We start from the raw sequence: 18,890 nt of genomic DNA, 5'->3' as shown, positions 1-18,890 counted from the left end.
GGGATTGTTTCGTTCCATTGCATTAGTTGACAGGCTTCTGTAGCCACGAAGTTTTCTTATGTTGAATTGGGGAGGACTAGCAATATGCTGGAATTTGATATGGATATGGAATCCTTTGCACGAATTAAAGTCATCGGTTGCGGAGGCGGAGGAAGTAATGCAGTAAACCGCATGATCGCCGGTGGGTTGAAGGGTGTAGAGTTCATCACCTTGAATACCGATGCGCAAGCACTTCAGCTCTCTAGTGCAGATATCAAGCTGCAAATTGGGGAAAAGCTGACTCGTGGATTGGGAGCTGGTGCCAATCCAGAGATCGGTAAGAAAGCGGCAGAGGAAAGTCGCGATTTGATTGAGAACGCTCTGCGTGGAGCGGACATGGTATTCGTAACCGCCGGAATGGGTGGAGGTACGGGTACAGGTGCAGCACCTGTAGTCGCTGAGATCGCGAAGGAAATGGGTGCTCTAACTGTAGGGGTAGTAACACGTCCGTTCTCTTTTGAGGGCCGCCGACGTTCCCAGCACGGCGAAATCGGTATCGCAGCTCTGAAAGAAAAAGTAGACACGCTGATCGTAATTCCAAATGATCGTCTTTTGGAAATCGTCGATAAAAATACGCCAATGCTTGAAGCGTTCCGCGAAGTTGACAACGTTCTGCGACAAGGTGTTCAAGGGATTTCCGACCTGATTGCGGTACCTGGTTTGATCAACCTGGACTTTGCCGACGTGAAAACGATCATGACAGAACGTGGCTCTGCATTGATGGGTATCGGTGTAAGCAGCGGGGAAAATCGTGCAGCGGAAGCAGCTCGCCGTGCTATTTCCAGCCCGTTGCTTGAGACTTCCATTGATGGCGCTCGCGGTGTTCTGATGAACATCACTGGCGGTACGAACCTCAGCTTGTACGAAGTAAACGAAGCAGCAGACATCGTGTCTTCCGCATCTGATCCAGATGTAAACATGATTTTCGGTGCTGTTATCAACGAAGATTTGAAAAATGAATTGGTCGTGACCGTAATTGCAACAGGCTTCGAGCATGCTCAACGCGCTGCTGAGGCTCCTCGCCGTCAGCAACAGCCGATCAACACGCCTGGCAATCGTCCGACACCGGTTTCCAATACGAATAATAGCCGTGCAAAGGAAGAAGAGGAAGACAAGTCCTTCTTCTCCATGGGCAACCTCGATAATTTGGATATTCCAGCATTTCTGCGCAATCGCCGTCGTAACAAAAACTAAATGGATTACGAAAAGCCTTGTTCCCGTTAGTGGGGACAAGGTTTTTTTTCGTGGATATAGCCGAAAAAATGTTAGACAAAAAAACCAAAAAAACACCGTCAAGAATTGACAGACTTTACATACACATTGATATATACTGCTTTTACTGATAGAAGTCGTCCTACTATTTACCATTTTTGCTAGGGCACATGCTTGCTGCCAAGTCGGTCGAAAGATGAGGGGGAGAGCAAGTGGTTGTGTATCTTGATATCATTCTACTCCTGAATGTGGCTATTGATACCTTGTTACTCTGGTTTACTGCTTATTTTCGCAAAGAGCGCATGGTGTGGTGGAGAATGATACTTGCCTCCTTGTTTGGCTCCGCATATCTGGTCTTTTTCTTTTATCCCGTGTTTTCTCCGATGTATCAATGGTGGGTCAAACTGCTCTTTTCCATCATCATGCTCTGGATTGCGTTTGGTAACAGGAGGTTGTTGTCCTTTGCGCAGAACTTGATCATTTTTTACTTTGTCGCATTTGTTTTTGGGGGGGGAGTGCTTGGGCTACAGTATTTTTTGGCGCCGCGTAATGAGATTGTGAATGGACTGGTTGTTACGCATAATGATGGGTTTGGCGTAGGCTTCAAGCCTACATTGGGTATTGTGGTTATCGGTTTTATCATGATGTATTTCCTCGGGAAAAAGAGTTACCGTGCGATCCAGGAGCCGCGAAGAATCGAAACCTTTCTCGTCGATGTCGTCGTCACGTTAGCAGGAGAAAAAGTGATCTGCCGCGGACTAGTGGATACAGGAAACCAGCTCCATGAGCCGATTACACGCATACCGGTGATGATTATGGAAAGTCGCATGTTGGCACATCTGCTTCCGCCGTCGCTTCTCCGACAAACCGATGAAAACGGTGGAGTGTGGGAGAAGCTGGACGGATCTTGGGACCACCTGCCGTTGGAATGGCAGTCCCGGGTGCGCCTGATTCCGTATCGCAGCGTTTCGAGAGGGATGGATTTTTTACTCGCCATCAAACCTGAGCATGTCATGGTTGTGCAAGACGGGATTCGTTTTGAAACAGAACGAGTATTAATCGGACTTAATCCGATCCCATTGGCCGCTGACGGTAAGTATCAGGCCATCGTGCACCCAGCCATGATGGAATCCTATACAGAGGATGTTCAAAAAGTCAAAGAACCAACCTTTATTCTCAAACAGGAGGGCTAATCATGTATGTAAAACTTCGCCTACAACTCCAATTGACCTGGTACCGATTCTTGCTATGGATTGGTGTACGCGCCGAAGAAGTCTATTATATTGGCGGGAGTGAAGCATTGCCTCCACCGTTGACCAGAGAAGAAGAGGAGCTGCTGCTCGGCAGATTACCAACTGGTGATCCAGCTGTCCGCGGCATGTTGATTGAGCGCAATCTTCGACTGGTCGTATACATCGCCCGCAAGTTTGAGAATACGGGAATTAACATTGAGGATTTGGTCAGCATCGGTACCATCGGGTTGATCAAGGCAGTCAACACCTTTGATCCTGACAAAAACATCAAGTTGGCAACGTATGCCTCTCGCTGTATCGAGAACGAAATTCTGATGTACCTTCGCCGCAATAATAAAATTCGTTCTGAGGTCTCCTTTGATGAGCCGCTGAATATTGACTGGGATGGCAATGAACTGCTGCTGTCAGATGTTTTAGGTACGGAGAATGATACGATCTATAAAAACATCGAGGACCAAGTCGATCGCAAGCTCCTGAAAAAAGCACTGGATAAGCTGTCTGATCGGGAGCGAATTATCATGGAGCTGCGCTTCGGCTTGGCGGGAGAAGAGGAAAAGACACAGAAGGATGTAGCAGATTTGCTGGGAATATCACAGTCGTACATTTCTCGTTTGGAAAAGCGAATTATAAAACGGTTGCGAAAAGAATTCAACAAAATGGTCTAACGCATATTTTCCCAGCCTGTGGGGATACTGTTCCTAAACCGAAACAGATGGTGGCTTTTGCCACTTTCTTGGTCGGCTACGCGTCAGTACGCGGCCTTTCAAGACAACCGGGTTAGGGACTTTTTTCTTGCTTCGAGGAGGGAAAGACGTGACGCGCAATAAGGTAGAGATATGCGGGGTAGATACCTCCAAGCTTCCGGTGTTGACCAACAAAGAGATGCGGGAGTTGTTTGAGCGGCTCCAAAGTGGGGAGCTGGCTGCCCGCGAGAAGCTGGTCAATGGCAACCTGCGACTGGTGCTAAGCGTAATCCAACGGTTCAACAATCGCGGAGAGTTCGTGGATGACTTGTTTCAAGTGGGTTGCATCGGGTTGATGAAAGCGATCGACAACTTTGATCTCGGGCAAAACGTGAAGTTTTCTACGTATGCCGTGCCGATGATCATCGGAGAGATTCGACGCTACTTACGGGACAACAATCCGATTCGCGTATCCCGCTCGCTACGAGATATCGCGTACAAGGCCTTGCAGGTGCGTGACAATCTGACTAACAAACATTCGCGAGAGCCTACCATTATCGAGATTTCTCAGGAATTGAACGTAGCCAAAGAAGATGTCGTGTTTGCGCTCGATGCGATCCAGGATCCGGTATCCCTGTTTGAACCGATTTATCAGGATGGCGGCGATCCGATCTATGTGATGGATCAGATAAGCGACGAGAAGAACAAGGATGTCACATGGGTGGAGGAAATTGCGCTTCGCGAGGGAATGCAGCGGCTAGGTGACCGAGAAAAGATGATATTATCCATGCGCTTTTACGAAGGAAAAACGCAAATGGAAGTCGCTGAGGAAATCGGCATTTCACAGGCGCAGGTCTCTCGATTAGAGAAAGCGGCAATTGCCCACATGCAAAAGCACGTGCAATCGTAATGAGAAACCACATAGTCAACCCGGCGGTCTTGTACCGTTCGGGTTTTTTGTACGACTTTTTGCTAAAGAAGCGGACATATTCATCGGTGGACTCATATACTGAAAGTAACGGAGAAAAGTAGGTGAGGGAGAATGGTGAAAATCTCTGACTTCCAGACCAAAGAAGTGGTTAATATTCTCGATGGGAAACGGCTAGGTCAAATTTCCGATTTGGAAATCGATTTGCGCCACGGGCGTGTGGAGGCCATTGTCGTACCAGGACCAGGCAAGTTTCTCGGATTCTTTTCTGCCGGGAACGATTACGTCATTCCTTGGCGCAATATTGTGAAGATCGGGAAGGACGTGGTGCTTGTTCGCATGGAAGAAGCACTTAAAGTAGAAGTGAAAACTTCTAATGGAGATGAATACTAAAGGGGAAAGAGAGAAAGGCACAGATAGCCTTTCTTTTCTTTTCGGCTATGGTATGATTAGCCATATGAGGAAGGTGACAACATGAGAGAACCATTTGTCATATTAGAGGATAAGTCAATCTTATCGCTAACAGAGTGGGAGCAACAATTTCCGGGATTAGTGGCGGGGTTTACGATTCGCTCAGGCGGGGAAAGTGAACAACCGTACGGGTCTTTTAATATGGGGCTGCATGTGGGAGACGAACCTTCGCACGTAGTAGCCAATAGACGCAAGCTGGCAGAACAAGTTGGTATGTCTTTTACGGCGTGGACATGCGCCGATCAAGTGCACGGTAATCGAGTAAGCCAGGTCACAGCAGGTGGCGCTGGAAATGAAAGTCTGGAGAACGTCATATCTGCAACAGATGGCTTGTTTACACACGAAAAAGGGGTTATGCTGACTTCGTTTTACGCAGATTGTGTTCCCCTCTATTTTCTGGACCCTGCATCTGGAGCAATCGGTCTTGCGCATGCAGGCTGGAAGGGTACTGTGGGGCGTATTGCCGAGGAAATGGTCAAGGCCATGGTGAAGCATGATCAGGCAAAGCCAGAGGACATTCGCGTGGCGATTGGACCATCCATTGGAGGCTGCTGCTACGAAGTCGATGAGCGAATCATGACGCAGGTACGCGATTGTGCAAGCCGTTGGGAGAAAGCAGTCATCTCCTCCACAATGGATCGATATATGCTGGATCTTCGTCAGCTAAATACGGAGATATTACTCGAAGCAGGAATTTCTTCAGAGAATATTTTATCCACGGATTGGTGTACAAGCTGCAGGACGGACATGTTTTTCTCACACCGTAAGGAAGCAGGAACTCAAGGGACTACCGGACGCATGGCTTCGTATATCGGCTGGAAGGAAATTTTGTAGAAGAAAGGGAAGGGTTCGTTATGACCAAGGAACAAGAACGATTAACAGAACGACTGCAATCCATCGAAGCAAGAATTCAGGCTGCTTGCGATCGGGCGAACCGAAAACGTGAGGAAGTAAAAATTATTGCAGTAACCAAGTATGTGGACGCAGATGCCATTGGGGACTTGCTCGCTGTAGGCGTAGAGAATATCGGGGAAAATCGCGTGCAGGATGCTTTGCCCAAACACCAGCTACACGGTGATAAAGGGATCTGGCATTTTATCGGGCACCTCCAGACGAACAAGGCAAAAGAAGTCGTAGGACGATTCCCGTACATTCATTCCCTGGACCGACTTTCTTTGGCACAAGAGCTGAATCGACGCGGTGAAGCGCTGGATCATGTCGTAAAATGCTTTTTGCAGATCAATATATCAGGCGAAGAGACAAAATTTGGGCTTAGTCCCAATGACGTATTGGCTTTTTTGCGCGAAACCAGTAATATGAAACATATAAGTATCGTCGGATTAATGACGATGGCGCCTGTTGTCGAAAATCAGGAAGAAGCCAGACAGGTGTTCCGTGGCCTCTATGAGTGGAAGGAACGGATCAACGAGTTGGCATTCCCTCACGCGCAGGTGGAAGAGCTGTCTATGGGCATGTCCAGTGATTTTGAAGTGGCCATTGAAGAGGGAGCTACATATATTCGTTTGGGATCGGTATTGGTCAAGCCGGAGTAGTCATGCGATAACAGACCATACCAGAGAGTAAGAGAGGAGGAGAAGTATGGGTGTAATGAATAGATTGATGGGGTTTCTGGGGCTAGAAAACGAGGAATACATCGAAGAGACAACAACGGTTGAAGAGGAAAGAGAAGAGCATGAATCCTCGCACAAGCGCCAGCCGATCGGCCGAGCTAATAACGTGGTACCGTTTCAAGCACGGGAAAAGGAGGGAATCCGTTTGATTCTCTGTGAGCCCCGTCATTACAGTGACGCACAGGATATCGCTGACAACCTGCGTCATCGTAGACCCGTTGTGGTTAACCTCCATCGAGTGGAAAAGGACCAAGCCAAGAGAATTATCGACTTTTTGAGCGGGACGGTCTACGCACTGAACGGCGATATTCAAAAGGTCGGAGACACGATTTTCGTGTGCACACCTGACCATGTAGATATTCAGGGTACAATCTCCAGTGTGTTAGAAGAGTAGCCAATTAAGACGAATGTAAAAGGGTGAGCCAATGAGTGTTGTCATTGACATTTTAAATTTTGCGTTTTCAGTGTACCAATACATGATTATCGCCTACATTCTGATGTCATGGGTTCCGCAAATGAGAGGTACAGGCATCGGACAGTTGCTGGAAAGACTGGTTGAGCCATATTTGGCACCGTTTCGCCGGTTTATCCCGCCACTCGGCTTTATCGATATCTCCCCGATTGTCGCATTGATTGCACTGCGTTTTGCCCAATCTGGCCTGTACGCCATTTTGCAACAAATCTTGTAGGCGTGTGAAACGATGAGCATATTCGAACATTTTTCAAAAGAAGAACGTCCCTATGTTGAACGGGCGCTGGAAATGCTGACGCAAGTAGAGCGGAAGCAGGCCATGCGCCTTACTGATTTTGTAGACCCTAGACAGCTGATGATTTTGCAGAGCCTATCCTCACAAGTAAGTGATGTGAACGTTTCTCCCTATGGAGGCTACGAGGGCGCCGAGCGTGTACGTGTTATTCTCCATCCGGAGTATCTCCCTGTCGAGCATGAAGACTATCGTCTCGCCATATTAGCGATCAAGGCAGATCAGCGCTTTCATGTACTGGAGCATCGAGATGTGATGGGTGCGATGCTGGGTGCCGGGATGAAACGGGAAAAATTCGGGGACATGCTGACAGATGCAGAGGGCTGCTATACGATTGTAGCAGAAGAAGTGGCTGACTTTGTTTGTGCGCAGGTGACGCAAATCCATCGGACATCCGTCCAGTTTGAGCGGGTACCATGGGAGACCTTTACACCACCTGCACCCAAGTTTGTAGAGAAAACGATCACCGTGCCATCACCGCGAATCGACGCGATCATCGGAGAAGTACACAATATGTCTCGCGCAAAAGCACTGGTGCCAATTCGAGCGGGTAAAGTGAAGATCAACTGGAAAGTAATCGAGGACCCATCATACCAATTGCAGATGGGGGATATGGTTTCACTTGCTGGCTACGGGCGTTTCAAAATTGTTGAGGTAGCAGGTCCCACACGCAGCGGAAGACTTCGCATGATTGTCGGACTGGTTACATAGGATGACCCGTGTCGCAAAAATTTGTAAAATACGGCAGGAAACACTGCTAATCCTGTCGAAATAAACGAAGACGAATTATCGGGAAAAGTGGGGGGTTCATGTGCCATTAACGCCGTTGGATATACACAATAAGGAATTCAGCACAGGCTTTCGTGGGTATAATATTGACGAAGTGAACGAATTTCTCGATCAGGTGATCAAGGATTTTGAGCTCTTGATAAAAGAGAAAAAAGAACAGGAAGAGCGCGTTGCGATTCTTAATGAGCGCGTAGATTATTATAAGAGTCTGGAAGAAAATTTGAGCAAGTCGATTCTTGTTGCGCAAGAGACAGCGGAGGACGTAAAGTCGAATGCCCGCAAGGAAGCGCAGCTCATCTTAAAAGAAGCCGAGAAAAACGCAGACCGAATTGTCAATGAAGCACTGGCGAAGTCGCGCAAAATCGCAATTGAAATCGAAGAACTGAAAAAACGCGCTTCCGTTTACCGTATGCGCTTTCGTACCCTCTTGGAGGCGCAGCTGGAAATGCTGGAGAATGGCGATTGGGATCATATTGAACAGCCACAGGCAGATTCGGCTGTTGCCGTTGAATAAATCATTGACGTTCGACCAATGATGGTACTATAATGAAAAACAACTTTTTCGAAATAGGCACTTATACAAATCATAGACGATGAACGGGAAGAGTATGTGAGCCAGCACTGCTTAGAGAGTCGGGAGAAGGTGAAAACCCGATCAGTTGCTTTCGCAGAAAATCACCCGGGAGTTCAATATCCGAAAACCATAAAAGCCTTGTTGGCTAACCAGGTGAGTAAGTGAGCGCGTCATTCCCGTTACGAATGAGTGAAGTGGAACGAATCCAAGGGAGGCTTTTTTGTCGTACGGGTTTGTTCAATCAGGGTGGTACCACGGGAGCTTTCTCTCGTCCCTTACGGGGATGAGTGAAGGCTTTTATTTATTTGGAGGAGTGAATCAGGCATGGATTACAGCAAAACCTTAGCGCTACCAAAAACAGATTTCCCTATGCGCGGAAATTTGCCAAGCCGCGAGCCACAGATGCAAGCGGTATGGGAAGAGCAAAATATTTATCAACAAGTGTTAGATCGTACGAAAGACCGTCCATCTTTTGTCTTGCATGATGGTCCTCCGTATGCGAATGGAGATATCCATATCGGTCACGCACTTAACAAAATTCTCAAGGACTTCATCGTTCGCTACAAATCCATGGCAGGCTTTTATGCGCCGTACATTCCAGGCTGGGATACGCATGGATTGCCGATTGAGCAAGCGATTGTCAATGCCCAAGGGCTGGATCGTCGCAGCATCGAAGTGAACGATTTCCGCCAGCGCTGTGAGGAGTATGCTTGGTCCTATATCGACAAGCAACGCGACCAATTCAAGCGTCTGGGTGTTCGTGGTGATTGGGAAAACCCATATGTAACACTTCTGCCTGAGTATGAAGCCAACCAAATTCGCGTATTCGGCGAAATGGCGAAAAAGGGTTACATTTACAAAGGTCTGCGTTGTGTATATTGGTCTCCGTCTTCTGAGACTGCTCTCGCTGACGCAGAAATTGAATACAAAGACAAGCGCTCTCCTTCTATTTACGTAAGCTTCCAGGTAGCAGATGGAAAAGGCAAGCTGGATACAGAAACAGGCGTAGTCATCTGGACGACGACTCCATGGACATTGCCAGCAAACCTCGCAATCACTCTGCACCCTGAGCTTGAGTACAACGTTGTGAAGGCAGATGGCCGCAAATTCCTCGTTGCTAACGGTCTGATTGAAGCCGCGAGTAAAGAAATTGGCTGGGAAGGCGTAGAGATTCTCGCGACCTTTAAAGGTCAAGATCTGGAAGGAGTAGAGACTCAGCATCCGTTCTACGATCGCAAGTCTCCACTCATCCTGGGTGAGCATGTAACCTTGGACGCAGGTACCGGTTGCGTTCATACTGCTCCTGGACACGGGGAAGATGACTTTAACGTTGGTCAAAAATACAATTTGGGTGTCCTTTGTCCAGTCGATCACGAAGGTAAAATGACCAGCGAGGCCCCAGGCTTTGAAGGTCTGTTCTACGAAGATGCCAACAAAGTGATTACAGAAAAGCTGAAAGAAAACGGTTCGCTCCTGAAGCTGAGCTTCTTCACGCACTCCTACCCACATGACTGGCGTACGAAAAAACCGGTTATCTATCGCGCGACAGAGCAATGGTTCGCGTCAATCGACGGATTCCGTGAGCAAATGCTCGAAGCGATTAAAAATGTAAAATGGATTCCTCATTGGGGAGAAACTCGTCTGGCAAACATGATTGCGGATCGTGGCGACTGGTGCATTTCCCGTCAGCGTGTATGGGGTGTACCGATTCCAATCTTCTATTGCAAATCGTGTAACGAACCGATCATTAACGACACGACGATCAACCATGTGGCAGATCTGTTCCGCAAAGAAGGATCCAAAGTATGGTTCTCCCGTGAAGCGAATGAGCTGGTTCCAGAAGGACTTTCCTGCACCAAATGCAATTGCAAGGAATTCCGCAAAGAAACGGATATTATGGACGTTTGGTTCGACTCCGGTTCCAGCCACCAGGCTGTTTTGCGCGAAAGAGGCATTGCTTGGCCAGCTGACATGTATCTGGAAGGCTCTGACCAGTATCGTGGCTGGTTCAACTCATCTCTCTCGACGGGTGTTGCCGTGTATGGTACAGCTCCTTACAAATCCGTCCTGAGCCACGGCTTTGCATTGGATGGAGAAGGACGCAAAATGTCCAAATCCCTTGGTAACGTCATCGTGCCACAACAAGTTATTGACAAGATGGGCGCAGACATCTTGCGTCTGTGGGTAGCTTCTGTGGATTATCAAGCAGACGTGCGCATTTCCGATGCGATCCTGAACCAGATCGCTGAGGTATACCGTAAAATCCGCAATACGTTCCGCTTCCTGCTGGGTAACCTGGATGGATTCAATCCGGCAACAGACCGCGTAGCGTATGAAGAGCTGGGTGAGCTGGATCGTTATGTTCTGGCGAAAGCAGCAAAAGTCGCGAAGCGTGCACGCAAAGCGTATGATGAATATCAATTCCATACGGTTTTCCATGCAGTTCATAACTTCTGCGTGATCGACTTGTCCGCTTTCTACCTGGACATCTGCAAGGATCGTCTGTATGTAGAAGCGCCAGATAGTCTGAAACGTCGCGCTGCGCAGACGGTGATGTACGATTGCTTGCTCAGTCTGGTGAAGCTGGTTGCTCCACTCTTGCCGCACACAGCTGATGAGGTGTGGGCATTCATTCCAGGCGTGGAAGAGAAGAGTGTTCAATTGACAGATATGCCAGAAGGCGACGAGCAACATCTCAGCTTTGCAGCAGAAGCAGAGAGCAAATGGGATGCGTTCCTGGCGATCCGAGATGAGGTTCTCAAAGCCATGGAAGAAGCGCGCCGCAACAAGGTGTTCGGCAACTCCGTTGATGCGAAGCTGGCTCTGTATCCACAAACGGAAGAAGTTGCGAAAACATTGGCAGCGATGGACGATCTGGCTGACCTGTTCATCGTGGCTCACGTGGATGTACACAATGAATCAGCTCCAGCAGAAGCTGTACAGCTCGAAGGAATTGCTGCCGTGGTATCTGCCGCAGACGGTGGAAAATGCGAGCGTTGCCGTGTAGTGAAGCCTGATGTTGGCACTCGCGAGTCGCATTCAACGCTTTGCGTTCGTTGCGCAGACATCGTAGAACAACACTATGCAAATGTAACGGAATAAGAAATAGTCGATGAACCTGTCATTCCTATTGGGGATGGCAGGTTTTTTGTTGGTCAAGTTCGGGATTATTTCCTTGTGGTCCAAGACATACTACCTGTTGAGGAAACCAAACAAAGGTGGTGTACAGCGTGGACCAAAAGATGCTGGCCAGCTTCCGGGAAAAGCTGCTGGAACAGAAAAAAGAGCTGGAAGACCGCGTACAGGACCATTATGGCATGAGAGAACCAATGACAACCTCTTTGCAGGAGTTTGCCATGTACGATAACCATCCCGCAGATATCGGTAGTGAAATGTTTGAGCGGGAAAAAGATTTGGCCCTAGACAGTCTGGACCGGGAGACGTTAAAGGAGATTGACCAGGCGCTGATGCGCATGGAGGAAGGCACCTACGGTCTGTGTACGGTCTGTGGGGAACCAATCCCTGTGGAGCGACTAGAAGCGCTACCTCAGGCACAGACGTGCAAGGAGCACGCCCCAGCACCGTTAGTGAACGAATCACGTCCGATTGAAGAGGAGTTTTTGCAGCCACCTTTCGGACGTACGTCCTTGGATGAAAAAGAAGGGCAGAACGGATTTGACGGTGAGGATGCCTGGCAAATTGTCGAGTCATGGGGGACATCCAGCACTCCATTCTCGTACCAGGAACCCGACAAAACGGATTACGACGAAATGTATATCGAGAGCAATGAGCCGGATGGTTTTGTCGAAGCAGTGGAGGAGATCGGTTATACCGATATTGAAGGCTATCACGGTCCTGACAGTGTACATTTTATGAGAAGCGGGACGTATGAAGAGTATATGAGAAAAGGGGAAGGAAAAGGAAATTTCCTCTCCTATGACGATTATGAAGGAGAACAAGCAGAACGAGAGGGCCGGAATGACTACTCTTAATCAACTAGCACTCTCAGACCTGCAAATTGAGCGAGTGGAAACTTATCCACTTCTTCACCGTCTATCTGAAGCTTACGGGGATGCAAATGGCTATAAGCGTTATCGAACTACCTATCTGATCCGGATCATCACGCGATCTGGGATAGATGGCTGGGGAGAAATCATCGATTGGCTACCGACGCTTCATAAAGGGTTTGCTGAGCGGATTATTCCATACTTGCTGGGGAAGCAGGTGGATAACAGGGTAGCCATCGTCGATGTCATTGGGAAGTGGCATCAGCGCTCGGCTTCCGGTGTTAGCATGGCACTCACGGAAATAATGGCAAAAGCCGCTGGGCTATCCGTTTGCCAGCTGTGGGGAGGCCAAATTCATTCCAGCATCCCGGTCTATGCCTCCCTCCAATCCTACCGGGAAAAAGAAGATTGGATGCAGCAGTCGTGGAAACAAGTGAGTCAGCAGGTAGATGATGGCTTCAAGATGGTGAAAGTAAAAATTGGTGGACGTTCGGTTCAAGAGGATCAGACGCATATTGAAAAAATGATGAGCATGCTTCCTAATGATGTTCAAGTAGCGGTAGATGCCAATCAGAGCTACGACTGTGCAACAGCGCGGAAATGGGAAGGCCTTTTTTCACGTTATGCCAACTGGCTCTGGCTGGAGGAGCCAATGCCTATGGATCGCACGCAAGAGTACGTCAAGCTTCGTGCTTCCTTATCTATCCCGCTTGCTGGTGGAGAAAATTTGATCCGTTGTGCCCAGTTTTTGCCCTTGTATAAGGGAGGAGCAATAGATATTGCTCAGCCTGATCTGATGCATACAGGAGGCATTGACGATTATCGCACTCATCTGCAAATGGCCCGTCAGTTTGGATATCGTGTGTCTCCCCATTCCTTTGACGGCTCGTTGGCAAGACTGTACACGTTATTTTCGCAGGCGTGCTTGCTGGCTTGGACCAAGATGGATCGTGATCCAATTGAGCCCGTAGAATGGGACGTCATGGAGAATCCCTTTACACAGCTGTTTTCGCTGGTACCCAAAAATGGCACAGTGACGCTTCCTACTGGTGTGGGAATTGGCATCGAGCCTGATTGGGAGATTATTAACGCGATGCGCTGGGACGGCAGCGCTTATGCGTAAGACAAGGAGTTTCGTATGGCACAAAATGCGAAAAACCTAATTGGGCTTGTCGGGGTTCCATTAGTCATGGTACTCGGCAATTCGATGCTGATCCCGGTACTGCCCACAATGAAATCGGAAATGAAGCTCACCACTTTACAGACGAGCTTATTGATTACAGCATTTTCGATTGCGGCGGGTATCGTCATCCCTTTTGCCGGTTACTTGTCAGATCGATTCGGGAGAAAGATTGTCATTATCTTCTCTCTTTCCTTGTATGGCCTAGGTGGCTTGGTAGCGGGGCTTGCTGCGTTGTGGCTTGACCAGCCGTATATGGCGATCATGGGGGGACGCGTATTACAGGGCATTGGGGCAGCTGGGACAGCCCCAATCGCCATGGCTTTGGTAGGGGACCTATTTGATGGCGCTTCAGAGAGCAGAGCATTAGGACTCTTGGAGACATCAAACGGCATGGGAAAAGTGCTAAGTCCGATTATTGGCTCCTTACTTGCCCTTATCTCTTGGTACATGGTCTTTTTGGCCTTTCCGATTATATGCGGGGTCGTGCTCCTCATGTTCTTATTTTTGACCAAAGAAAAGAAACAGGAAAGGAAGCCACTCCCAGTCAAGCAATACTTGCACTCGATTGCGCAAGTTTTTAAGCAGCATGGAAAATGGCTTGTCCCCGCGTTTTTTATTGGGAGCATCTGTCTGTTCACGCTGTTTGGTGTCTTATTTTACCTGTCTGATTTGTTGGAAGAAAAATACAAGATTGATGGCGTTATCAAAGGCGGTATTTTGGCGATTCCGTTGCTCGTGATGAGTATTGCGGCATATGTGACGGGGATTATCATCAAAAAGAAGCTAAAGCTCATGCGTCTGTTTGTGATTATCGGTATGTTCTTGCTCGCTACCTCTTATGTTCTGGCCAGCTTTGTCAAGGGAGCTTATGTGCTCATCGGTATTTTGATCATCGGCAGCGTCGGCACGGGGATGATCTTACCGTGCTTGAATTCCATGATCGTCGGGGCGGTACAAAAAACAGAGCGGGGCATGATTACTTCTTTGTATAGTGGTGTCCGCTTTATCGGTGTTGCGATCGGACCTCCGATTTTTACGTGGTTGCTTGGGATTTCTAGAACGGTCATGTTTACGTCCATTGCAGGTCTATCTTTTGTATTCGCTGTGGTTGCCATCTTCTTCTTGAAGCCCAAGCAAGCCGAGCAGCAAGGGCAGGGGACAAAAGAAAGTGAGACACAAGCTTGGCGACAAATATCAGAAGTACTGGGTATCGAACGAGAGACGGTACATGAGGTACAACGAGAGAGAGCAATCGAGAAGTACGGCTTCGATCCAAATGAGCTCGTCAAACGTGTTCTGTCGGGGAAAAAAGAAAAAGAAAAACAATAAACAGGCAGCCAAGCCTGTTTATTGTTTTTAGGCCCCAGAGAAGGGGTGACGCAGAGCTTCTTCGAGTGCAAGCGGATAAACATCGTCTTGCAGAATACGGCTAAACTCCGTATTGCCTTTTACTTCCCGCGGGATATCCGCAAACACGATTGTTTCCAGTACATCTGCGCCGCTTGGCTGGCTGGCATAGTGAGAAACCTTTGCGACATAAATGTCTTTTCGCATCGAGTCCTGGATGGTGTACTGCCCGATTCGCTCAATCCCTTCCAGAATGGCTCCGGTTTCTTCGTAGACTTCACGAACTGCCGCAGCGAGGCTGTTTTCGCCCGTTTCTACTTTCCCCCCGGGTAGCTCCACACCCCGTGTACGATGACGGGTAAATAACAGCTTTCCTTGATAAAAGGCGAAGATCAGCACGTGACCTGCTTGGTGGTTACGATACTCATCGGGGGAAAAGGTTAGCTTGACAGGTAAGCCAAAATCGTCGAAAAAAGCGTACATGTAAAGCTCTCCTTATCTCTACAGGCTCATTGATCCATTGTTTTGAATTTGCAAGGAAATATGTTTGATCGCTCTCATCGCTTGACCAACTGCCAGCGACAAACTGGCATAAGCGGCACCGTTGCTCACATCTCCGATTGCATATATCCACGGTGAGTGGACTCGCTGATCCGAATCCGTTTGCAAATAGTCATCGCCATACGTATTAAAGCCTTCAAGGCCCGCAATGTTTCCATGAACGCCGATTCGCGGCAGAACCCAGTCCACTACGATGGCTTGCGGATTGTCAGCACGTGTGGAAGTGAGAGTCAGAAGAGTACGTCCCTCTTGCTCATCATAGTCACCCACCTGTGTGTCCCAGAGTACATCGAGGTTTGACAGCCCCGTAATTTTCTTTTGCCATTCGGGACGAGCACGCAAATGACTGCTCCGAACCAATAAATAGACTCGTCGGGCATGCGAGCTCAAATTGGCTGCACTCTCTAGTGCGCGATCTCCTCCGCCAATGACGGCGATATCTTGCCCCGCGATCGTGTGCGCATGGGCTGTAGTTGAGAACCAAGGCGACAGGACGCTCGGACATTCAGCAAGGCCAGGTATTTCATTCGAGCTAACACCTGTGGCAATGAGTACATAATCGACGCGGTAAACCGATTTCGAAGTGACGACTTGCTTGGCTTTGCGATCAATGGAAAGAATCGCTTCGTTTACGCGTATGTTCTGCTGCTGGATGAAAGGATGCGCGATCAGTTCCTTTACGATGGCAGCTCCCTGAGTGTATACAAGGGGCGGGAAGTCGGTAATCTCGTTGTAAATGTGATGCAATTGTCCCCCGAGTTGATCCGTTTTTTCAATAAGAAGACAAGATAACCCTAATCGTTGGCACCATATTGCTGCGGACAACCCTGCGATGCCGCCACCTGCGATCAGCACCTGTACGTGTTCCACTCTCAAGTCCCTCCGATTCCCTTATTCATCTATCCGATTTTTCCTCTGTTTTAGACTACCTGTTTCGATACACAAGTGCAAGAACCCTCATGGAAAACACTTCGAGTGGAATCGGCAGGATTCTACATTTTAGCGGCATATTGTGGTAAAATGGGACGAAAGTTTTCCAGAATATAATGAAAAATGAGAAGCCCAAAGCACTATGGACCCCGTGATTTTTAAAAGGAGTGAACCGAACGTGCAAGCTAAGAATGACAAACCTCAAGCTCCTGCAAAACAGCCACATAAACGGAAAAAGCGTGGTCAGCGAAGCAAGCGGATGTATCTGCTCTTGGCGGGTTGCTTATTCCTCTGTTTGTTGGCCGTAGGAGCAGGCTTCGCCCTCAACAAGGTAGACCAGACACTGGACGTCGTAACGGAAGACCCTTACAAGCTACCGGATCAACCAACTGTAGAGAAACCGTACGAACAGAAGAAATCACTGGCTTTTGTCATCGTCGGGGTGGATACGCGCAAAAACATCGGCATGTTAAACACGGATGTCCTCGTCGCAGCAGTCGCCAATCCGGTTACGCAAAAGCTGAGCATGGTATCGCTGCCTCGTGATACACGCGTTCAAATCCCAGGCTATCCAGGCTACCACAAGGTCAATGAAGTATTTGCATTAGGGGAAAATATCAGGAAAGAAGCAGAAATGAAAGGGAAGCCCGTCACAGAAAATGGCATGACGATGCTCAAAAAAACATTGGATCACATGTTGGGAATCTCTGTCGAGCATTACGTGCAGCTTGACTTTGAGGGCTTCACAGCGGTCATTGACAAGCTTGGCGGCATTACGGTTGACGTCGATCGCGATCTCGTATACGAGCTGCCGAAGCAAGGCGTATACCGTAGTTTGAAAAAAGGAAAGCAAGTATTGAACGGAGAGCAGGCACTCGGCTTTGTCCGCCATCGCATCGACAGACGTGGAGACGCTTACAACTCGAGCGACTTCGATCGCAATCGCAGGCAGCAGCAGGTAATCCGTGCCGTGGCCGAAAAGAGCATGTCCATGGATGGAATAGCGAGCTTGACAGCTGTGCTAGATACGGTTGGTCAGCATATCAAAACCGATCTCTCGAAAGATCAAATAAAAGGATTGGCAATCGATTTTGCCAGCTTTTCGTCAAGCAACATCGTTACGTTGGATAATGGCGCGATCTGGAGTTCTCCGTATTCCTTGTGGCCGAGGGAGAACATGCAAGCCGTTCGAACTGCCCTGCAAACCGAATTGGGTGTAACAGGACCAAGTGACCAGCTCAGCAATGCGGCTGTTGCGGAAGTAGCCAAGATCGAAATGAAAACGGAGAAGAGAACAACAGCTCCGAAGCCAAAGCCAACGACGGGCATAAAGGAGCAGCCGAAAACACCTAAACCAGCTCCAGCACCATCACCTGATCCGGCGTCCGAACCGGCACAGGAACCCGTGCCGCCACCGACTGTACCAGATAGCAGTGTCGAAGATAATCCTGAGCCGACAGACAGTAATATGCCACCACCCGATATTTTGGCACCGCCTGCACCCGTGACGGACAGTGCAAACACCGGGCAAACAGGATGATCTTGAGCACACCCCCCAGGCAATCGTACATATACTATACAAACAGCTTTACCTGTCCTGGGAAGGGAGTGCGGAAGCGTTGAAAAATTTGCAAGAGACCATGAAGCAGCTGCAAAAAGCATCAGAGAGTCTGTCCAAGCTCGGCTTTGACCCGGATCATCCGTGGAAAGCATTGAGTCAGATGGGACAGGTGCTGGATACGAGCTTTTGGGAAAATATCGCTACGATAAACAAGCAAGCAGCACAAAAGACAGCCGCAGCAGCTGCACCAAATGTACCTCCTGTCAAAAAAGGCAAAAAAAAAGCGAAGGAAAAACCGTTGCGTTTCGTTCAGGTAGAAGAAACGAATGGGTCTTTTCTCGCGGATATCATTCAATCAGAGCAGATGGTCATTGTATCCTGTGAGCTGCCGGGCTTCGACCGAGAGAGTCTGGAGGTTACCCTCACCGAACAACGCTGTCTGGAAATCAAAGGAATCATCAAAGAAAGTGGGCACAAAGGGTTTTGCACACAGCTGGAAAGAAGCTGCGGCCCCGTTTATCGCAAGCTGGCTCTCCCGGTTTCAGTCAGTTCAAAAGGAATGAAAGCCCAATATCAAGATGGCTTGCTAGAAATATTTTTGATGCGAGATCAGGCTGCAAACGAAAGGAAAACCACTTTTAAAGCGAGCTTGTAAAGGGGAGGAGGCTGAGTGCCTCCTTTTTGTTTTGTCCATTCCAAAATAAAAACAGTGTCAATGAAAACACATTAACACTGCGAAGATTAGATGTTCCCGAACATCGGTTGATCGACGACATTGGGGTCTAATGTATTGGTAGCATTGACACCATTGAGCGTATTAACCACGTTACCAGTGTTGCCACCTCCTGAACCGGAGAATTGCTTGGCGGCCGTTTTTGGAGAAATATTGAGCGTGTCCCCAAAGTTTACCGTACCCGAGTTACTATTAATATTGACAGCTCCAATGACGGAAGGCAC

At 48.5% G+C, this 18,890-nt stretch carries 20 protein-coding genes and 1 other annotated feature; of the genes, 17 read left to right on the top strand and 3 right to left on the bottom strand.

Features of this window, described 5'->3' with window-relative positions; all coding sequences use genetic code 11:
* Positions 1-84: 84 nt before the first annotated feature.
* The 15 genes from ftsZ (at position 85) to AB1L17_RS19040 (ending at position 14,863) form a co-directional block, all read left to right on the top strand.
* Positions 85-1,233: a cell division protein FtsZ gene (gene ftsZ, locus AB1L17_RS19110; protein WP_412846674.1), complete on the top strand. Its 1,149-nt coding sequence runs from the start codon at positions 85-87 to the stop codon at positions 1,231-1,233.
* A gap of 230 nt (positions 1,234-1,463) precedes the next feature.
* Entirely contained in the window at positions 1,464-2,444 is a 981-nt protein-coding gene (spoIIGA, locus tag AB1L17_RS19105; RefSeq protein ID WP_412846673.1) for a sigma-E processing peptidase SpoIIGA, read from the top strand.
* Between the two features lie 2 nt (positions 2,445-2,446).
* Positions 2,447-3,169, top strand: a complete 723-nt coding sequence (gene sigE / locus AB1L17_RS19100; protein ID WP_412846672.1) for an RNA polymerase sporulation sigma factor SigE — start codon at positions 2,447-2,449, stop codon at positions 3,167-3,169.
* Positions 3,170-3,317: 148 nt separating this feature from the next.
* Positions 3,318-4,097: an RNA polymerase sporulation sigma factor SigG gene (sigG, locus tag AB1L17_RS19095; RefSeq protein WP_007717728.1), complete on the top strand. Its 780-nt coding sequence runs from the start codon at positions 3,318-3,320 to the stop codon at positions 4,095-4,097.
* Positions 4,098-4,229: 132 nt separating this feature from the next.
* Positions 4,230-4,508: a YlmC/YmxH family sporulation protein gene (locus AB1L17_RS19090; RefSeq protein ID WP_412846671.1), complete on the top strand. Its 279-nt coding sequence runs from the start codon at positions 4,230-4,232 to the stop codon at positions 4,506-4,508.
* A gap of 81 nt (positions 4,509-4,589) precedes the next feature.
* Complete coding sequence (pgeF, locus tag AB1L17_RS19085; RefSeq protein WP_412846670.1) at positions 4,590-5,420, top strand: peptidoglycan editing factor PgeF; 831 nt, start codon at positions 4,590-4,592, stop codon at positions 5,418-5,420.
* Between the two features lie 20 nt (positions 5,421-5,440).
* Positions 5,441-6,139 (top strand): YggS family pyridoxal phosphate-dependent enzyme, encoded by a 699-nt coding sequence (locus AB1L17_RS19080; protein WP_412846669.1) that lies wholly within the window; start codon positions 5,441-5,443, stop codon positions 6,137-6,139.
* A gap of 46 nt (positions 6,140-6,185) precedes the next feature.
* Positions 6,186-6,611, top strand: a complete 426-nt coding sequence (locus tag AB1L17_RS19075; protein ID WP_412846668.1) for a cell division protein SepF — start codon at positions 6,186-6,188, stop codon at positions 6,609-6,611.
* Between the two features lie 31 nt (positions 6,612-6,642).
* On the top strand, positions 6,643-6,906 hold the full coding sequence (locus tag AB1L17_RS19070) for a YggT family protein (RefSeq protein WP_412846667.1): 264 nt from the start codon (positions 6,643-6,645) through the stop codon (positions 6,904-6,906).
* A gap of 12 nt (positions 6,907-6,918) precedes the next feature.
* Entirely contained in the window at positions 6,919-7,692 is a 774-nt protein-coding gene (locus AB1L17_RS19065) for a YlmH family RNA-binding protein (RefSeq protein WP_412846666.1), read from the top strand.
* Positions 7,693-7,792: 100 nt separating this feature from the next.
* Positions 7,793-8,284 (top strand): DivIVA domain-containing protein, encoded by a 492-nt coding sequence (locus AB1L17_RS19060; RefSeq protein WP_412846665.1) that lies wholly within the window; start codon positions 7,793-7,795, stop codon positions 8,282-8,284.
* A 70-nt stretch (positions 8,285-8,354) separates the two neighbouring features.
* Positions 8,355-8,623: a binding site (T-box leader), on the top strand.
* A 45-nt stretch (positions 8,624-8,668) separates the two neighbouring features.
* Positions 8,669-11,446 carry an isoleucine--tRNA ligase gene (ileS, locus tag AB1L17_RS19055; RefSeq protein WP_412846664.1) on the top strand — a complete coding sequence of 926 codons (2,778 nt, stop codon included), beginning with the start codon at positions 8,669-8,671 and terminating at the stop codon, positions 11,444-11,446.
* A gap of 128 nt (positions 11,447-11,574) precedes the next feature.
* A complete protein-coding gene (locus tag AB1L17_RS19050) occupies positions 11,575-12,336 on the top strand; it encodes a TraR/DksA C4-type zinc finger protein (RefSeq protein WP_412846663.1) in 762 nt (253 codons plus the stop codon).
* Between the two features lie 19 nt (positions 12,337-12,355).
* Positions 12,356-13,474 (top strand): mandelate racemase/muconate lactonizing enzyme family protein, encoded by a 1,119-nt coding sequence (locus AB1L17_RS19045; protein ID WP_412846706.1) that lies wholly within the window; start codon positions 12,356-12,358, stop codon positions 13,472-13,474.
* Between the two features lie 15 nt (positions 13,475-13,489).
* Entirely contained in the window at positions 13,490-14,863 is a 1,374-nt protein-coding gene (locus AB1L17_RS19040) for an MFS transporter (RefSeq protein ID WP_412846662.1), read from the top strand.
* Between the two features lie 27 nt (positions 14,864-14,890).
* Here AB1L17_RS19040 and AB1L17_RS19035 read toward each other — a convergent pair whose 3' ends face one another.
* Positions 14,891-15,364, bottom strand: coding sequence for an NUDIX domain-containing protein (locus AB1L17_RS19035; protein WP_412846661.1), 474 nt, complete (start codon positions 15,362-15,364; stop codon positions 14,891-14,893).
* Positions 15,365-15,382: 18 nt separating this feature from the next.
* On the bottom strand, positions 15,383-16,312 hold the full coding sequence (locus AB1L17_RS19030; protein ID WP_412846660.1) for an NAD(P)/FAD-dependent oxidoreductase: 930 nt from the start codon (positions 16,310-16,312) through the stop codon (positions 15,383-15,385).
* Positions 16,313-16,550: 238 nt separating this feature from the next.
* Between AB1L17_RS19030 and AB1L17_RS19025 the strand changes: the two genes are divergently transcribed.
* Positions 16,551-17,912: an LCP family protein gene (locus AB1L17_RS19025; RefSeq protein ID WP_412846659.1), complete on the top strand. Its 1,362-nt coding sequence runs from the start codon at positions 16,551-16,553 to the stop codon at positions 17,910-17,912.
* 79 nt (positions 17,913-17,991) lie between these two features.
* Positions 17,992-18,588: an Hsp20/alpha crystallin family protein gene (locus tag AB1L17_RS19020; RefSeq protein WP_412846658.1), complete on the top strand. Its 597-nt coding sequence runs from the start codon at positions 17,992-17,994 to the stop codon at positions 18,586-18,588.
* An 86-nt stretch (positions 18,589-18,674) separates the two neighbouring features.
* On the opposite strand, the gene AB1L17_RS19015 is transcribed toward AB1L17_RS19020, so the two are convergent.
* Positions 18,675-18,890, bottom strand: coding sequence for a spore germination protein (locus tag AB1L17_RS19015; protein WP_412846657.1), 216 nt, complete (start codon positions 18,888-18,890; stop codon positions 18,675-18,677).

Source organism: Brevibacillus jepli (assembly GCF_047229145.1).
GTDB lineage: Bacteria > Bacillota > Bacilli > Brevibacillales > Brevibacillaceae > Brevibacillus.
The sequence above is the reverse complement of the archived record's forward strand: the minus strand, read 5'-3'. Positions and strand labels throughout refer to the sequence as shown.